General features: G+C 59.8%; 19 protein-coding genes and 1 tRNA gene. 11 read left to right on the top strand and 9 right to left on the bottom strand.

The window, feature by feature from the left end:
• Positions 1 to 43: 43 nt before the first annotated feature.
• From ADU59_RS12675 to ADU59_RS12660, 4 genes are all read right to left on the bottom strand, one after another.
• Complete coding sequence (locus tag ADU59_RS12675; protein WP_068954468.1) at positions 44 to 1,222, bottom strand: GGDEF domain-containing protein; 1,179 nt, start codon at positions 1,220 to 1,222, stop codon at positions 44 to 46.
• A gap of 292 nt (positions 1,223 to 1,514) precedes the next feature.
• A tRNA-Met gene (locus ADU59_RS12670) sits at positions 1,515 to 1,591 on the bottom strand.
• A 170-nt stretch (positions 1,592 to 1,761) separates the two neighbouring features.
• Complete coding sequence (mnmA, locus tag ADU59_RS12665; protein ID WP_099050821.1) at positions 1,762 to 2,958, bottom strand: tRNA 2-thiouridine(34) synthase MnmA; 1,197 nt, start codon at positions 2,956 to 2,958, stop codon at positions 1,762 to 1,764.
• A 205-nt stretch (positions 2,959 to 3,163) separates the two neighbouring features.
• On the bottom strand, positions 3,164 to 3,910 hold the full coding sequence (locus tag ADU59_RS12660; protein ID WP_068954467.1) for a helix-turn-helix transcriptional regulator: 747 nt from the start codon (positions 3,908 to 3,910) through the stop codon (positions 3,164 to 3,166).
• A gap of 530 nt (positions 3,911 to 4,440) precedes the next feature.
• Between ADU59_RS12660 and sciP the strand changes: the two genes are divergently transcribed.
• Positions 4,441 to 4,716 (top strand): CtrA inhibitor SciP, encoded by a 276-nt coding sequence (gene sciP / locus ADU59_RS12655; protein WP_004430042.1) that lies wholly within the window; start codon positions 4,441 to 4,443, stop codon positions 4,714 to 4,716.
• Positions 4,717 to 4,855: 139 nt separating this feature from the next.
• Complete coding sequence (locus ADU59_RS12650; protein WP_068954466.1) at positions 4,856 to 5,137, top strand: GNAT family N-acetyltransferase; 282 nt, start codon at positions 4,856 to 4,858, stop codon at positions 5,135 to 5,137.
• 125 nt (positions 5,138 to 5,262) lie between these two features.
• On the opposite strand, the gene ADU59_RS12645 is transcribed toward ADU59_RS12650, so the two are convergent.
• On the bottom strand, positions 5,263 to 5,613 hold the full coding sequence (locus ADU59_RS12645) for a flagellar export protein FliJ (RefSeq protein ID WP_068954465.1): 351 nt from the start codon (positions 5,611 to 5,613) through the stop codon (positions 5,263 to 5,265).
• A gap of 441 nt (positions 5,614 to 6,054) precedes the next feature.
• Here ADU59_RS12645 and ctrA point away from each other — a divergent pair, with 441 nt between their 5' ends.
• Entirely contained in the window at positions 6,055 to 6,753 is a 699-nt protein-coding gene (gene ctrA, locus ADU59_RS12640; RefSeq protein ID WP_037163974.1) for a response regulator transcription factor CtrA, read from the top strand.
• Between the two features lie 238 nt (positions 6,754 to 6,991).
• Here ctrA and ADU59_RS12635 read toward each other — a convergent pair whose 3' ends face one another.
• Together ADU59_RS12635 and chpT are read right to left on the bottom strand one after the other, a co-directional pair.
• On the bottom strand, positions 6,992 to 7,354 hold the full coding sequence (locus ADU59_RS12635; protein ID WP_068954464.1) for a response regulator: 363 nt from the start codon (positions 7,352 to 7,354) through the stop codon (positions 6,992 to 6,994).
• A 114-nt stretch (positions 7,355 to 7,468) separates the two neighbouring features.
• On the bottom strand, positions 7,469 to 8,116 hold the full coding sequence (gene chpT / locus ADU59_RS12630; RefSeq protein WP_068954463.1) for a histidine phosphotransferase ChpT: 648 nt from the start codon (positions 8,114 to 8,116) through the stop codon (positions 7,469 to 7,471).
• A gap of 327 nt (positions 8,117 to 8,443) precedes the next feature.
• Here chpT and ADU59_RS12625 point away from each other — a divergent pair, with 327 nt between their 5' ends.
• Together ADU59_RS12625 and ADU59_RS12620 are read left to right on the top strand one after the other, a co-directional pair.
• On the top strand, positions 8,444 to 8,977 hold the full coding sequence (locus tag ADU59_RS12625; protein WP_244506420.1) for a DUF1134 domain-containing protein: 534 nt from the start codon (positions 8,444 to 8,446) through the stop codon (positions 8,975 to 8,977).
• A 164-nt stretch (positions 8,978 to 9,141) separates the two neighbouring features.
• On the top strand, positions 9,142 to 10,329 hold the full coding sequence (locus ADU59_RS12620) for a prolipoprotein diacylglyceryl transferase (RefSeq protein WP_068954461.1): 1,188 nt from the start codon (positions 9,142 to 9,144) through the stop codon (positions 10,327 to 10,329).
• Positions 10,330 to 10,362: 33 nt separating this feature from the next.
• On the opposite strand, the gene ADU59_RS12615 is transcribed toward ADU59_RS12620, so the two are convergent.
• Together ADU59_RS12615 and ADU59_RS12610 are read right to left on the bottom strand one after the other, a co-directional pair.
• Positions 10,363 to 11,184 (bottom strand): TrmH family RNA methyltransferase, encoded by an 822-nt coding sequence (locus ADU59_RS12615; RefSeq protein WP_068954460.1) that lies wholly within the window; start codon positions 11,182 to 11,184, stop codon positions 10,363 to 10,365.
• Positions 11,185 to 11,198: 14 nt separating this feature from the next.
• Positions 11,199 to 11,582: a hypothetical protein gene (locus ADU59_RS12610; protein ID WP_068954459.1), complete on the bottom strand. Its 384-nt coding sequence runs from the start codon at positions 11,580 to 11,582 to the stop codon at positions 11,199 to 11,201.
• Between the two features lie 31 nt (positions 11,583 to 11,613).
• Between ADU59_RS12610 and ADU59_RS12605 the strand changes: the two genes are divergently transcribed.
• The 6 genes from ADU59_RS12605 to rpoH all read left to right on the top strand — a co-directional run bounded on the left by ADU59_RS12605 (position 11,614) and on the right by rpoH (position 15,708).
• A complete protein-coding gene (locus ADU59_RS12605) occupies positions 11,614 to 12,636 on the top strand; it encodes an RluA family pseudouridine synthase (protein WP_068954458.1) in 1,023 nt (340 codons plus the stop codon).
• A 63-nt stretch (positions 12,637 to 12,699) separates the two neighbouring features.
• On the top strand, positions 12,700 to 13,530 hold the full coding sequence (locus tag ADU59_RS12600) for a helix-turn-helix transcriptional regulator (protein ID WP_068954457.1): 831 nt from the start codon (positions 12,700 to 12,702) through the stop codon (positions 13,528 to 13,530).
• A 109-nt stretch (positions 13,531 to 13,639) separates the two neighbouring features.
• The gene (locus tag ADU59_RS30890; RefSeq protein WP_162843353.1) at positions 13,640 to 13,801 is read left to right on the top strand and encodes a hypothetical protein; all 162 of its coding nucleotides are present in this window, start codon (positions 13,640 to 13,642) and stop codon (positions 13,799 to 13,801) included.
• Between the two features lie 69 nt (positions 13,802 to 13,870).
• Complete coding sequence (locus tag ADU59_RS12595) at positions 13,871 to 14,206, top strand: DUF1127 domain-containing protein (protein ID WP_068954456.1); 336 nt, start codon at positions 13,871 to 13,873, stop codon at positions 14,204 to 14,206.
• A 97-nt stretch (positions 14,207 to 14,303) separates the two neighbouring features.
• Positions 14,304 to 14,561 (top strand): DUF2171 domain-containing protein, encoded by a 258-nt coding sequence (locus ADU59_RS12590; protein WP_068954455.1) that lies wholly within the window; start codon positions 14,304 to 14,306, stop codon positions 14,559 to 14,561.
• 241 nt (positions 14,562 to 14,802) lie between these two features.
• Positions 14,803 to 15,708 (top strand): RNA polymerase sigma factor RpoH, encoded by a 906-nt coding sequence (gene rpoH, locus ADU59_RS12585; RefSeq protein WP_068954454.1) that lies wholly within the window; start codon positions 14,803 to 14,805, stop codon positions 15,706 to 15,708.
• Positions 15,709 to 15,764 lie beyond the last annotated feature (56 nt).

The raw sequence follows: 15,764 nt of genomic DNA, 5'->3' as shown, positions 1-15,764 counted from the left end.
ATGCGCTCAGGATTGCCAGAAATAGGCGTGCCTAGGCTTCCGATCAGGAGACGGTGCGAGCGGAACCAATCGATACAGAGTGGAGATGACTTGCGAGCTCAATCCGGTTCCGGCCCGTGCGCTTGGCGACGTAGAGCGCCCTGTCCGCCGCACTCAGCATGGCGTCGAAATCCATTGGCATAGAACGCCCCGGCGCGACCCCAACGCTGACCGTGCACGTGAGGGTTTCACCCTCCAGGTGGATTTCGTGACCGGCGAAGGCCTTGCGAATGCGCTCCGCCGCCATTTCGGCACGATCAGGCGTGACTTCTTTCAGAACCAGTGCGAATTCCTCACCGCCGAGGCGCGCAGCGGTATCACCGGCTCCACAGTTTGCCGCGAGCTCGGTAGCAAAAATCTTCAGCACGCGGTCGCCACCAGCGTGCCCGAAAGTGTCGTTGATGGACTTGAAATGATCGAGGTCGAAGACCAAGACCGCGGTTTTCGGTCCGACCAGACTCTGTCCGTAGCGATCGAAAAGTGCACGGCGATTGACGAGGCCGGTCAGCGGATCTGTGATAGCTTCCAGACGGTGCCGCGCGGCGAGCCGCCATTGGTGAAGCGCCAGCGACAGGGCCCCGATGCCGGTCATGCCGGCAATGCAGATCGCGAGGCTGAGATCCTCGGCCCAATTGCTTGGCGCAACGCCCAGCACCATCTTTCCATCGGCAATGAGAACGGCGGCGCAGAGAACAAAGGAGATCCCTGTCAGGCAATAGAGGGTGGTAATTCCGATTAGGGGGACCAGCGCTTCTTCGCGCGCCCGCCAATACTGACAGGCGGTCGCGAAGAGCATGGTAGCGATCGCCGCATTTTCGGCGATAAATGCGAGCCCGTCATAACCGATCAGCAGCGGAGGAATAGAAATAAGCATTGCCGCGAGAGCGCAGGCAATAGTAGCTCGCAGCGGCAGTATGTTGGTGCGAAACTGGTAGCCTGCGCCCCAGATAATTGCAAAGCCGGCATGAAAAAGTACGAACGAGACAACGGCAAACGCCACCACAGGATCGTCGACATAAAGGCCGTAGGCAACAATGCCGCTGACGATAAGCACGAGCCCTGGCGTGCAGCTCAATAAGAAGGTCTCGGAACGGCGCACGAACCAGCTGCCGAACAGCGTCACACCAAGACACGTGGCCGAAACAGCAAGCGCCATCAAAAGAGAATTGTAATCAAGCGTCATGCTTCAAAAACCGTGACGGCTACCGTGCCTCTCATATCGTGCGAAGCCTACGGGTTTCCCATGACGAATGTCTTACTTATGTCGTTAAAATTCATGCTTTTAGATATGTCAACGGCAGAGTAAAACCGGGCAGGCGGCGCATGGGTGCGGCGTGCGAAGCTGGCAGGTCATCGAATGCCGCAAGCGCACGCGGCATCCGACGAACACGGCGGCCTAGCGGGCAGCGGTTTCGTCAGGCTGTTTGCTTGGAATCCGCCGTCAGACTTGCACAATGAGTGATTTAAGTTGGAATTGGTAGCGGGAGAGGGACTCGAACCCCCGACACGCGGATTATGATTCCGCTGCTCTAACCACCTGAGCTACCCCGCCATCGGACTTTGAAGCAGGCATAAGCCGCTGTCGCTGTCATCAGTGGGGCGGCTTATAAGGTGCGGTTCATGCCGGTGTCAAGACGAGCCGTTTCAAAAAAACGGAAGTTTTCCAAGGGACGGTGGACAATGGCCGGACAAGGGGACGCGATGAACGCCCCCTGCCCTTAATCAGGCCGCTACCACGCTTTGCAGCAGGTCCTTGAGCGCCGCTTCGGCAGCGGCTTCACGCTCCGAACGCAGGATGAAGCCGCCGCCATAGACGCGGGCGTCTTCGCCGATGCCGGAATAGAGCGCGCAGGCCTGGCCGGGAGCGACGCCCGCCTCGCCTTCCAGAAGCTCGACGGAGATGCCGCTGGCATCGGCACGCAGGATGGCCGGTGCCGGCTGGCGGGTGGAGCGTACCTTGGCAAAGCAGGCAAAACCATCAGCAGCCACATCATGGATATCACCGTCGCCCAGCCAGTTGATGTCGCGCAGGTAGACACGGCGGGTTTCCAGCGCTTCCTTCGGGCCAACGATGACCCGGCGCGAGCGGGCATCGAGATGCACGACATAGAGCGGCTCGCCGGTGGCAACGCCGATGCCGCGGCGCTGGCCGATGGTATAATGCAGGATGCCGTCATGGCTGCCGAGCACGCGGCCGTCGAGATGGACGATATCGCCCGCCAGCGCCGCATTCGGCTTCAGCTTGTTGATGATATCGGCATATTTGCCCTGCGGCACGAAACAGATGTCCTGGCTGTCGGCCTTCTTGGCAACAACGAGGCCCATGTCTTCGGCAAGCGCGCGGGTTTCGGCCTTGGTGAGATTGCCGAGCGGAAAGCGCAGATAATCGATCTGCTCCTGCGTGGTGGCAAAGAGGAAATAGCTCTGGTCGCGATCGGCGTCAGTCGGGCGGAAGAGCGCCCTGCGGCCGGGGGCGCCCGGCTGCGGGTTGGCCTTCGAGCGGATGTAATGGCCGGTCGCCAGCGCATCGGCGCCCAGTTCGCGCGCGGTCGCCAAGAGATCGGCGAACTTGACGGTCTGATTGCAGGCAACGCACGGGATCGGCGTTTCACCGGCAACATAGCTTTCGGCAAAGGGATTGATCACGGTTTCGCGAAAGCGCTGTTCGTAATCCAGAACGTAATGCGGGATGCCGAGAACGTCACAGACGCGGCGGGCATCGTCGATGTCCTGACCGGCGCAACAGGAGCCGGCGCGGTGGACGGCGGCGCCATGATCGTAGAGCTGCAGGGTGATGCCGAGAACATCATAGCCCTGGCGTTTCAGGATGCCGGCCACCACGGAACTGTCGACGCCGCCGGACATGGCAACGACGACGCGCGTATCTTCGGGCTTGCGATCAAAATCGAGACTGTTCACGGCATCCAATCCGGCATTCCGGTCCATCGGCGGGTCTATCGGGCAATTCCGCGCGACCATACCCTGTTTCCTGCAAGCGGCCAACGCCGCAGCGAGGCAGCACCGGTCCAAAAGACCGCGCCGCAAGGCTGCTATATAGAAAGTCGCGGGGAATTGAACAAGAGCATGCACAACACGGGTATGAATGAACGGCCGGTATGGCCGCTCAGATCAGCTTCATCCGCATGGCCCGGGCGATCGCCTGCATGCGGTTGACGGAGCCGAGCTTGCGGGCCGCCGTCTTGAAATAGCTGGAGACCGTGTAGCCGGAAATACCAAGGATGATGGCAATCTCGTCGCTGCTCTTGCCGGCCGCGGCCCAGCGCAGACACTCGAGTTCACGCGCCGACAGCTTGTCGCGTGCCGAGACACCGGCCTCGAAGGTCCGCTCAAGGGTCTCGAAGAGCTGCAACAGGGTGAGATAAAGATCGGCGGTCTCCGCCCTGTCCGGCTCGCCTCGGGGCCCGCAGAGAAGGACGGCAAACGCCTCGCCATGGGTGGTGTGCAGCATGACGGCAAAGGTGCTGCGCATTGCCTGGCCGGCGAACAGCACATCGATGCTGTCGCGCGCGGCCGCCCCCTGCGCATTGAGCAGAGCTTTGGTTTCGCCGAAGAGGGGCAGCTTCGTATGGCGCAGCCGCTCGATCAGCACACTGATGTGGAATACCGTGGCAGTGTCATAATCCCGCACAAGCTCGGCCGGCCAGCTGCTCAAAACGAGACGCTCGGTAAAGCGCTGCTGCTCGCCGAAGGGAACGCGCGCGATCATGAAGTGGCTGAAGCCGAACTGCGCCGTGCACTGGCGCATCAGGTGGAGCACTTCATACTCCGTCTGGACTGCGGGACTGTTCACGCCCGAAAGGAAATCAGCATAGGCCTCGCTTCGCAAGGCCAGCTTGTCAGGGTCTCTCATAACTTTGATCACCAATTTGCCGGCCTATGGCGCCGGCGCCGCAAAAAATTCTCGTTCCGGAATTTTTTAAATCTGCCAAGTCAAACCAGCCACCGACAAAACTCCGAAGACGCCAGAATGGGGCGCGATCGAAGCAACAGGCCGAGGCATGGAAATAAAGTGATGCAGCGAGAGCATTCCGGAGCATCAAAGAAGACGCTTATGCTCAATTACGAGGCGGCTATAGCAATGATTTTAGGCAAATTGAACCATTATATTTGCATGGCTCCCATGCAGATGTTCAATTCACAGCTTTCGTCATCTTGATTGACGGGAAATGAGGGCATCCGGGGCATTTTCGCGGCGCGGCAAAATACCCGATGATAGCCCGCGCATTGTCGCCAGGCGAGTACCGCAGATCGCCTACAGGTCGAAGCAAGCGCCGGAAGTCTCTAAAATTATTAGCAAATTGTTACCGCGTGCTTAGGCAAATGTTAAATGTGGCAGGGTAAGTTGTGCCCATATGGTCTTGAGTATGTGTAGAGAGTCCAATGACCGAAATGATACGACCCCGCGTGAAATATGTCATCGGACCCGATGGCAGCCCTTTGACAATTGCAGACTTGCCTCCGGCCAATACCCGCCGCTGGGTAATCCGCAGAAAGGCAGAAGTCGTCGCCGCCGTGCGTGGCGGGCTTCTGAGCCTGGAAGAAGCCTGTGAACGCTATACCCTGACCGTCGAAGAATTCCTGTCCTGGCAGTCCTCGATCAGCGACCATGGTCTTGCCGGCCTGCGCACGACCCGCATCCAGCAATATCGTCACTGATCGGCGCGTCAGGCGTCCCATTTTCGGGCGGCGGCCATCAACCGGCAGCCGCCCGAAACATTTTCAAGCCTGCCCCACCCTTCGCACCGGCGCCGCCTCATGCCATATAGGCAGCAGCCAACAATGTGACGGGTGGATCATGGACATACAGCTTGAAGAAACCGGCTCGCATGGCCGCTACAGCGCAACGCTTGAGGGCCATACCGGCGAAATGACCTATTCCCGGTCATCGCCGCATCTGATCATCATCGATCATACCGCCGTTCCCGACGCGCTGCGCGGCAAAGGCGTCGGGCAGGCGCTTGCAGCCCATGCGATCGAGGAAGCCCGCAAAGGCGGCTGGAAAATCATTCCGCTCTGCCCTTTCATGCGTGCCCAGGCTCAGCGCCACCCCGAATGGCAGGATGTCATCCAGGCTTAGCAAGAACTGGCCTGGCAAAAGCCGGGGCGATCAAAACCTGAACCAGAAATGCACAAGGCCCTTCTCACGGACTTAAGACAAGTCCGTGAGAAGGGCCTTTTAGCCTTCAGCAATCCTCAGCGCGCCTAGGCGCGCATGCGAGCACCGCTGTCCCGCTCTTCGAGCGCCGCGGCCTTGGCGAATTCCGCCTGAACCTCTTCCAGCGCCAGTTCCGCCGCATCCTGCTGTACCTTCAACTCCCGGACCGAGACCTGGAGATTGTCGGCCCGCTGCCGCGCAGCCTTGGCAAACGTCGGATAAGCAAAATGCGTGGGATCGGAGATCCCCGACTTCTTTTCCTCGAATGTGATCTGGTTTTCCAATTCCTTGGTCATCCGCTCAAATTCGGACATCATCAGTTGCAGCTGGCTCAACTGACGCTGTTTCTCCTTCACCTGAAATTCCTTCAGGCGAACAAGGCTCTCACGTGACTTCATACGCAATACTCCCGTGATGCGAGACCCCGGTTACTGGATTTGGCCTGTTCAACCGACCTTACGGTGTCGGAAACAAAAAAAATTACAGCGATCTTAACAAAATCCTACCGCTGGTAACCTTTCGTTTACGGGCATCGTTAATCATAGGGACGATCATTTAAGGGTCAGTAAATGCCGGGCGCTAAATTTGATGTTCGGCATAGATTGAGTCAGATGAGTCAGATAGCTGATTTTCTTAACGTTGTGCATTAAGGATATCATTCTAGATTCACATGCAAAATCAGAGGACTGCAAAAAATATTTAACATTTCCGATACACCTTGCCAGAGTGAATCAGAATTTGTTAACCATTTGCTGGCAGCCTCCAAATCAGGCAACGACTGGATCCGTATCGCGTAAGGGGGCCACAACGACCTTTCGGCGGCGGAAAAGGGGACAATTATGCGGGTTCTACTAATTGAAGACGACAGCGCGACAGCGCAGAGCATCGAACTGATGCTCAAGTCGGAAAGTTTTAACGTTTACACCACCGATCTTGGTGAAGAGGGCGTCGATCTCGGCAAACTCTATGATTACGACATCATTCTGCTCGATCTCAACCTGCCGGACATGTCCGGTTACGAGGTTTTGAGAACGCTTCGCCTGTCCAAGGTCAAGACACCGATTCTGATCCTCTCCGGCATGGCCGGTATCGAGGACAAGGTTCGGGGCCTGGGCTTCGGCGCCGACGACTACATGACCAAGCCGTTTCACAAGGACGAACTGGTCGCTCGTATCCATGCGATCGTGCGCCGTTCCAAGGGCCATGCGCAGTCGGTCATCTCGACCGGCGAACTCATCGTCAACCTGGATGCCAAGACTGTCGAAGTCGGTGGCCAGCGCGTTCACCTGACGGGCAAGGAATACCAGATGCTGGAGCTGCTTTCGCTCCGCAAGGGTACGACGCTCACCAAGGAAATGTTCCTCAACCACCTTTATGGCGGCATGGACGAACCGGAACTGAAGATCATCGACGTCTTCATCTGCAAGCTGCGCAAGAAGCTTGCGAATGCTGCCGGTGGTGCAAACTATATCGAAACCGTCTGGGGCCGTGGCTATGTGCTGCGCGAGCCGGAAGGCGATTTCGCAGAAAGCGCCTGAAACCACCCGGCCATTTTAGCCGGCGGTGTTTCGCATCCCGCATAATGCAGGGACGCCACGGCTGATCGTGCCGAAAGTTTCTTAAAAGCCCGCCGATGATGGCGGGCTTTTTCGTTTCCGGCTGACCGTACGTATATTGCCAAGCCGGGCCGCTTCTCGACGAGCAGCGCATGAAAAAGCCGTCGCCTGGGAAAGGCAACGGCTTTTTCGAAACCCTATGGCTTGATTGGATGCGAAATCAGGCGGCGACCGACAGGCTGCCGAAAACACTGGTCAGGATCTTGCGGTCGAATGGCTTCAACAGAAAATCGTCGGCACCGGCACGCTTGCCCGCCATCATCTTCTTCAGGTCCGCCTCGACCACGCAATAATAGATGCGCACGGTCTTGCCGTCAGGCAGGTTGCGGATGTTGGCGATCAGGTCCAGCGCGCCATCGAGCCCCGCATCGACGATGATGATGTTGGGAAGTTCCGCTTCGCAGCGCACCAGCGCTTCGAGGCCGTTGGCAGCCTCGGAGACCAGAAAATTCAATCCGGAGAGAATGCGCTTTCCGACCTTGCGTACGACATCTGAATCATCGGCAATCATCAAGCGTTGCATTTCCAGCTCCTTGTCTGCACCTAAGCGGGAACTTGTTCCCCAACGACAACCGTATGCCGCTTTGGCAAAGATTCAGTTACCACGGGAACTAAAAGATGATTTATCGCACGCCCCTCAGACTGCGGCCATCTTGGCGACAAAGACGATCTCCTCCGGCGTCGAGCTGACGTCGATCTCCATGCCGGCTTCATCGGCGAGCAGCACGGTGTAATACGGCTGGATCGTGTGGGCGTCGACGGCCTCTTCGAGCGTACCGGAAAGCAGCTCGACCAGCTTCGGCGGCACGCGCATCATCCGGCCCTTGCAGATCAGCTTGAAGACCGCGTCATATTCCGGATTTTCCAGGATGACTTCGATCGAGCCGCCGCGTGGGATGGCGCCGTAGGCAATCAGGAACAGGTTGAGCAGCAGCTTGACGCGGTTCTTGGCGATGATGACGCGCGGGCCGACCCAGGTGACTTCCGTCTTCTTTTCGACGGAGGCGAAATCCTTCGCCGCCTTTTCCGCCTCGCCGGTATCGATCGACGCGCCGACGGAGCCCGACGCACCGAATGCCAGCCGGGCGAACTTCAATCGCACCGAGGCATTGAGTGCGCTGGTGCGGATCAGGTCCATGGCATCCGCATCCGCCCCGCCCTCATCCAGCAATTCGAGGCCGTTGTTGATGGCACCGACCGGAGAGATGATGTCGTGGCAAACGCGGCTGCACAGAAGCGCTGCGAGATCGGGACCGGTCAAGGTCAGGTTCGGGTTTTTTCCCATGATTGTATCCTCAATAGCCGTCGTCCGGCTCGTCAGCGTGATCCGGCGGTGTTCCGCGATCCCTTTGCCCCACTATCTAACCCGCGAACATTGCGCGTGCATAGCGTCAAGGGCGAAGATCATAAAGACACCACATTTGGTAAACCCATTGTTAAGACCATCGGTTCAAATTGCTCACAATCAGCCCGCCCCTGTGACAATCGGGAAAGGGACAGGTCAACGGCCCGCGGATGCACTATCCCCGCCGTGCCTGACTACACGGAGAAAATTATGCAGCGGATCGCCAGTGCCGTCAAAACCACCTGCCTCCACACTTTCGTAACGTTGATGATCATCTTCAGCCTCGTTTCCGGAGCGAATGCGCAGAGTGCCAATGGCAACCAGTACTCGATGCAGGAAATCGTCGATGCCGGGAATAATTTCTTCGGGGCCGCCTCCGGAGGCCTTGCCAAGGTGGTCGAGAACGCATTTTCCAAATACGGACTACCGAACGGTTACATCCTCGGCCAGGAAGGCTCCGGCGCGTTCGTGGCCGGCCTGACCTATGGCGAAGGCGACCTCTATACAAAGAATGCCGGCCAGCACAATGTGTTCTGGCAAGGCCCCTCGCTCGGCATCGACTGGGGCGGCCAGGGCAGCCGCACGATGATGCTGGTCTATAATCTGCCGGCCGTTCCTTCGCTCTTCAAACGCTTCGGCGGCGTATCGGGCTCGGCCTATGTGGTCGCTGGCGTCGGCATGACGGTGCTCACCGATGAAAACATCGTGCTGGTGCCCATCCGGACCGGCATCGGCGCGCGGCTCGGCATCAATGTCGGCTATCTGAAACTCACCCAGCAGCCGACCTGGAACCCCTTCTGAGGCGGAAACGCCTCATTTTCTTTTCCAGGCTCCTCTCAGACGTTGCCATGCCTTGCAAAAAAGGCACATTCTCGAATAGTTGAATTAATAGGATCATCACGCTTTCGTCGTGTAATGACACAACTCGTACTGTACCGCGTGCTTAGAACTGAAATGGCCAGCCCGTGATTGAATTCGCACTCCTGTTTGCCTTGGGATTCCTGACGGCGGTCATCCTCGGCCTTTTGGTGGCGCCGGTCGTTCACAGGCGCATCGTCCGCTTTGCCGAGGACCGGCTGAAGGCGACGATGCCGCTGTCGCCGCAGGAGGTCCGGGCCCAGAAGGATGCCGCCCGCGCCGGTTACGCCGCTGAAAACGCCCGCACCAGCCAGACGTTGAAACACGAGCGCGACAAGAACGTCGCGCTGATGCTGCAGAATGGCTCCGTCCTGAAAGAAGCCCAGCGCCTCGCCGGCGAAAATGCCGATCTCCATATACAGCTCGCCGACATGAACGTCGAAGCAGCCGACCTGCGCTCCTCCACCCGCCAGCTGGAGCAGAATATCGAACGGCTGAAGGCGACGCTGGCCGACGTCGAACGCGACAACGTCAAGAAGACCATCGACATCAAGACGTTGACGCGCCAGATCGACCATCTTTCCGCCGACATGGACAGCCTGAAGATCGATGTCGCCGCCCATGACGCCGAGGCGGAGAACCTGAAAAGCCGCATCGCCGGCCTGCGAGACGAACGGGAAAGCCTTCGCAACGAACTCAGGGCGGAAAGCACCAAGGCGCGGGAGCTCGGAGCCAAGCTTGCCCGCGACGAAACCCGCCTTCGCCAGGCCGAAACCAAGCTTGCCAAGGAGATGGCCGCCAACGCCGACAAGGAGAACTTCCTTGAGCGCAGGGCGACCGAAATCGAGCGCTTGAAGGGCAAGGTCAGGGATGCCGGCACGGACCTGCGCGACGCATCGAAAGCGTTGCGGGCCGCAGGCCTGACGGTGCCTGTGCGCCGCGAGAAAAAACCGGCTGTCGCGGCAGACCCCGCAGATGGCGCAAGTGTGGAAGGTGTGGCAGAGGACGCCTCTGCAGTGGAGACCATCGACCTGACCGTGCCAGCCGAATATGCCCGCAACCGGGCAACAGCACTATCGGAGCGATTGATCGCCTCGACCACCGACGTCCACGACGATGCTCTGCGGGAAGACATTGCCGACATCGCGGCGACCATGGTGGCTTTGACCGCGGCAAAGGAAGGCCAGGCATCGCCGATCCCCGGTCTTCTCAAGCCGGCAGGCGCGCAGCCCGATGCGACCGGCAAAAGCCTCGCCAGCCGCACCCGCGACATGCTGCCACCGGAACACCGGTAGACTCCGGCACCGGTAACACCCTGCTCGTTTCTCTCAGATCAACCCGTTGATCATCGCCACCTGATGCAGGGCAATGCCGGTCGCCGTCGCCACATTCAGGCTGTCGAGGCCCGGCCGCTGGCGAATGCGGGCAGTCCGGATCGATGACAGGATCGTTTCCGGCAGCCCCTCGCCTTCCGTGCCCACCAGAAGGGCGGTGCGCGGCGATGGCGCAATGTCCTGCAGATCGGTCTGCCCGCGCGGCGACAGCCCCCAGATCGCAAAACCGTCCGCCTGCAGGCGCCCGACAAGCGCGGTCACCGAGCCCTCGCGGGCAAACGGCACCGTCAGGACGGATCCCACCGACACCCGGATCGCCTTGCGGTACATCGGATCGCAGCTGGTTTCATCCATGAGGATGGCATCGGCACCGAAGGCGGCCGCATTGCGGAACATCGAGCCCATATTGTCATGGTTGGAAATGCCGCAGGCGGCCAGAACCATGCTTTTGGCCGGAAGCCCTCCAAGGAGCGTATCCAACCGCGGCGCAGAATCACGTTTGCCCAGCGCCAGCACGCCCCGGTGCATGTTGAAGCCGGCAATGGCATCGAACACCGGAGCGCTGGCCACGTAGACCGGAATGGTGGCCGGAAAATCGGCGAGAAGGTCAACGAGACCATCGACGCGATTTTCAAGCAACAGGATCGCTTCCGCCTCGATACCGCGACCTGCGCGATGCGCGGCCGCCAGCATGCGCAGGACGACGGTGCCCTCGGCAATGAAGCGGCCATGCCGGCCCGTCAGGTCACGCTCCTTGATCGAGACCAAGCCGGCAATGCGCGGATCTGCGGGATCGTCGATGCGGACCGGGGTCACGGCGGGGTCTTCTTTCAGTTCGTCTTGACGGAAATATCCGCGACGATCCGGCCGGCCGCGATATCGAAGACTATCGCCTTGCGGTCCCCACCGGCAGCCGTGCCATAGAACAGGATCTGGCCACCCGACAGAGCGACGCTGGATACCTCGAACCCGGCAGGCAGGGCGGCAATCGCCGTCAGTGGCGCATCGCTGGGGACGGCAACAGCGGCCGTTTGCGCCACATCCTTGTCATTGGACCGCGTCACCTTGTAGACAACGGCCCCAAGCACGGCCATAAGCATGACCAACATGACACCGGCCGAGACCAGCTGCAACTTGATCATCTTGCGGCGCACGTTCTCCATCACCGGATCGAGCGGCTTTTCTTCCTGTTCGACTGGTTTCTGAGATGACATGGCTGGCCTACCCTGAAAAATGGAATGAAGAATGAACGACCCCTTTAAACAAGCCCCGGCGATTAGGAAAGTCCTTACGGCAAATGAGGACGCGAGCGGCCGCATGGACGCCTTTCTCACCGAAGCACTGGGCGGCGAGTTTTCCCGCAACCGCATCAAGAGCCTGATCGAACAGGGTGAGGTTTCCGTCAACGGCAAGACCGTCAAGGAAGCCAAGAAGAAGGTACAGCCCGGCGACGTCTTTACGATCGGCCTGCCGGAAGCGGAAGACCCGGAACCCAAGGGCGAGAACATCCCCCTCGACGTGCTCTACGAGGACAACGACCTGATCGTTCTCGTCAAGCCGCCGGGTCTCGTCGTTCACCCCGGCGCCGGCAACTGGACGGGCACGCTGGTCAATGCGCTGATCCATCACTGCGGCGCAAGCCTGTCCGGCATCGGCGGCGTCAAGCGTCCCGGCATCGTCCACCGCCTCGACAAGGATACCAGCGGCGTCATGGTCGTCGCCAAGAACGATATCGCCCACCGCCACCTCTCCGACCAGTTTGCCGACCATGGCCGCACCGGGCCGCTGGAGCGCGCCTACATGGCCATCGTCTGGGGCCGCCCGCGTGGCCTGAAGGGAACGATCGACGCGCCGCTCGGCCGCGCCGGCGACCGCGTCAAGCGTGCCGTCAAACAGGAAGGCGCGGACGACGCGCGTGAAGCCATCACCCACTATCAGGTTGTCGAGCGCTATCTCGAAAAACCGGATTCCACCGCGCTCGCCGCGATGGTCCGATGCAACCTCGAAACCGGCCGCACCCACCAGATCCGCGTCCACATGGCCCATATCGGCCATCCGCTGATCGGCGATCCCGACTACGGCGCCGCCTTCAAGACCAAAGCCAATCTGCTGCCGGACGCCGCCAAGGCCGTGGTCAACCGTTTTCCGCGTCAGGCGCTGCACGCCTTCATGCTGGCCTTCGAGCATCCGACGACCGGAAAGACCATGCATTTCGAGTCGCCGGTTCCCGACGACATGCGCGAACTGGTCGAAGCGCTGCGCGGCTGAAGCAAGGCCATGGCGGTCCGGCCCTTCGAGGCGTATAACGCTTATCGATAGCCCGGAGCGCCCATGAGCCAGTTTTCCGCCAGGAAAATTCTCGAAACCGAGATGGTCAGCGTCCACGACGTGCTGTGCAACGGCGAATGCCGGCACAGGAGCGACGAGGAATGCGCGCGCGTGACCAGTCTCGTCTTCCCCTATCGTGGTGTTTTCCTGCGCCATGTCGGCAGCGATGACGCGGTTGCCGAGGCCAATCAGGTGTTGTTCTTCAACCGCGACGAAGGATATCGCATCAGCCATCCGGTGGAAGGCGGCGATGCCTGCCTGAGCATGGCCGTACACGAGGCAGCACTTGAGGAACTGGTTCCCAAGGTTCATCGCGCCGCTCGCGGCACATTCGCCTTCAACAAGCAGCGCCTGAGAATAGATGCCCGCGCGCAGGCACTTGTCGCCCTGTTGCGCCACAGCCTGCTCAGGGGCACTGCCGAAACGCTGGAGGCCGAAACACTGGCGATGACGCTCGTCCGACGCGCCGTCGGCGAGCGGACCGCCCGCGCCGCGACCGCCAGCATCGGCCGGCAAAAACTCGTGGACCGCGCCAAGCTCGTTCTGTCCTCCGATCTCGCGCGCAGATGGACCCTCGCCGAGATCGCCAAGGAGGCTGGTGTCTCCCCGGTCTATCTCACCCAGGTTTTTCAGCAGGTGGAGGGAACGCCGCTCTATCGCTATCATCTGCGGCTAAGACTGGCCAAAGCACTCGACCTGCTCGGAAGCTATGACGACCTGACCGATCTGGGGCTCGACCTCGGCTTTTCCAGCCACAGCCATTTCTCCTCCTCGTTCCGCCAGGTCTACGGGCGCACGCCGGCCGAATTCCAGCGCTTTGCCGGCCTGCGCTGATCCCTGCCGTTTTTTAACGGCAGCAAAGATCGCTAAAGATTCTGACAGCGCCGCAACTGCCGAAATGGTCTTCTCTTCTGGTCGCAACGAACCAAACGGAGGAAAGATCATGCAGGAAAACACATGTGCTGCCTGTGACTGCGAACTCGACGCAAGCCGCATCGCGGTCAAGATTGGCGGAAAGACTGTCGAGGTCTGCTGCGAAGAATGCGCGCAGGCCCTGCGCGAAGCAGACGCTGCAATCCACGTCACCCAGGTATCGAAGGGATAAGGCCGCAACCGGTCCCCTGCCCTGCCGCGCCGGCCCGATAAGGGGCCGGCATTCCCCGGAGACAACATTATGAAGAACGAAGCCCATGTGATCGGCGATCGCGTGCCGAACGAACGCGACCTCATTTTAGAACTGAAGCTTGCGCCACAGAGTGCCGTCAATACGCAGCCCGTCAAGCGAGCCAAGTCCCGTTCCGCGGCCCGTTTCCCGCTTGCACGCAGGTTTGCAGGTTTCGTCATCAGAAAATTGCGGGAACGCGGCAACCGGCTGGCGCTGTTGGAGCTCAACGACGATCAGTTGAAGGACATCGGCCTCTCAAGATGTCAGGCTTATGGCGGATACAGCCGCTATCGCCGCAGTACCACGCTAACTCCAGACGAAAACGGGGATGCTGAGCCGCATTGAAGGCCGAATTCCAAACCGTATCCCCCGCATTTTTCCAACCGGCATGCATCCTTTCCCGGTCTGGCGCGTTGTCGCAGACAGCAAAAGGAGAAGTGCAATGGTTGATGCAACGCAGATCAAGGAACATGCGGAAGTGATCGGTGCGGACGGCGTCCATGTCGGAACAGTCGATCACGTCGAAGGCGGCAGGATCAAATTGACGAAGAAGGACAGCGGCCAGGGTCACGACCGCCATCATCACTACATCTCGCTCGGCCTTGTAGCCGACATCGAGGGCAACCGCGTCCGGCTCAGCGCCAACAGCGATGTCGCCGTGACGTTCGAAGAGGAAAAAGACAGCTCGCCGATCCACTGATCGCGGCGGATCGAGCGAAAAGCCCCACAAACCGCCACTTCCGCCCTTGATATTTCGGGGGCGGACACAATTTACCGGGTGTAATCCACTTGGAGCATTCGCTTCTCCGGCTTCACGTCTCTGTGAAACCGGAGTTCTTGAATCATGCTTTCGCCGCACTTATCTATGAGGATGTGGGGTCGGACAGACCCACATGCCCGGCCTGCCAGAAGGAGGCCGGAACGCGAAAGGGGGGTGCATCATGGCCCGCAGTACGTTACCGTCCATTACCGCCGGAGAAGGCGGTCTCAATCGTTATCTCGACGAAATCCGCAAGTTTCCCATGCTTGAACCGCAGGAAGAGTACATGCTCGCCAAGCGGTATCAGGAGCATGACGACCGCAAGGCCGCCCATCAGCTCGTCACCAGCCATCTGCGCCTCGTGGCGAAGATTGCCATGGGCTATCGCGGCTATGGCCTGCCGATCGGCGAAGTCGTTTCCGAAGGCAATGTCGGCCTTATGCAGGCCGTGAAGAAGTTCGACCCCGAACGCGGCTTCCGTCTGGCCACCTATGCAATGTGGTGGATCAAGGCTTCGATCCAGGAATATATCCTGCGGTCCTGGTCGCTGGTGAAGATGGGCACGACCGCCAACCAGAAGCGGCTGTTCTTCAACCTGCGCCGCCTCAAGGGCAAGATCCAGGCTCTCGACGAAGGTGACCTGAAGCCCGAGCAGGTCGCGCATATCGCAACGACGCTGAAGGTTTCGGAAGCCGAAGTGATCTCGATGAACCAGCGGCTCTCCGGAGACGCGTCGCTGAATGCGCCGATCAAGGCCGGCGAAGGCGAATCCGGCCAATGGCAGGATTGGCTCGTCGACGACCATGACAGCCAGGAAGACATGCTCATCGAGCAGGATGAACTGGAAAGCCGCCGTGGGTTGCTGTCGAGCGCGATGAAGGTTCTGAACGATCGCGAACGCCGCATCTTCGAAGCCCGCCGCCTGACCGAAGATCCGGTCACACTCGAGGATCTGTCGACCGAGTTCGACATCAGCCGCGAGCGCGTTCGCCAGATCGAGGTTCGTGCCTTCGAGAAGGTTCAGGATGCTGTCCGCAAGGCGGCACAGGATCGCCAGAATTCGCTGCGGGTCGTCGAAGACGCCTAAGCAACTCGCAAGTGAGCAGCCCGCAGGCTGACTCCATAAAAAAACCGGCTGGATCG

It is taken from the genome of Pararhizobium polonicum (assembly GCF_001687365.1).
Lineage (GTDB): Bacteria > Pseudomonadota > Alphaproteobacteria > Rhizobiales > Rhizobiaceae > Pararhizobium > Pararhizobium polonicum.
Note: the sequence above shows the minus strand (reverse complement) of the source record. Positions and strands in the feature narration are given on the sequence as shown.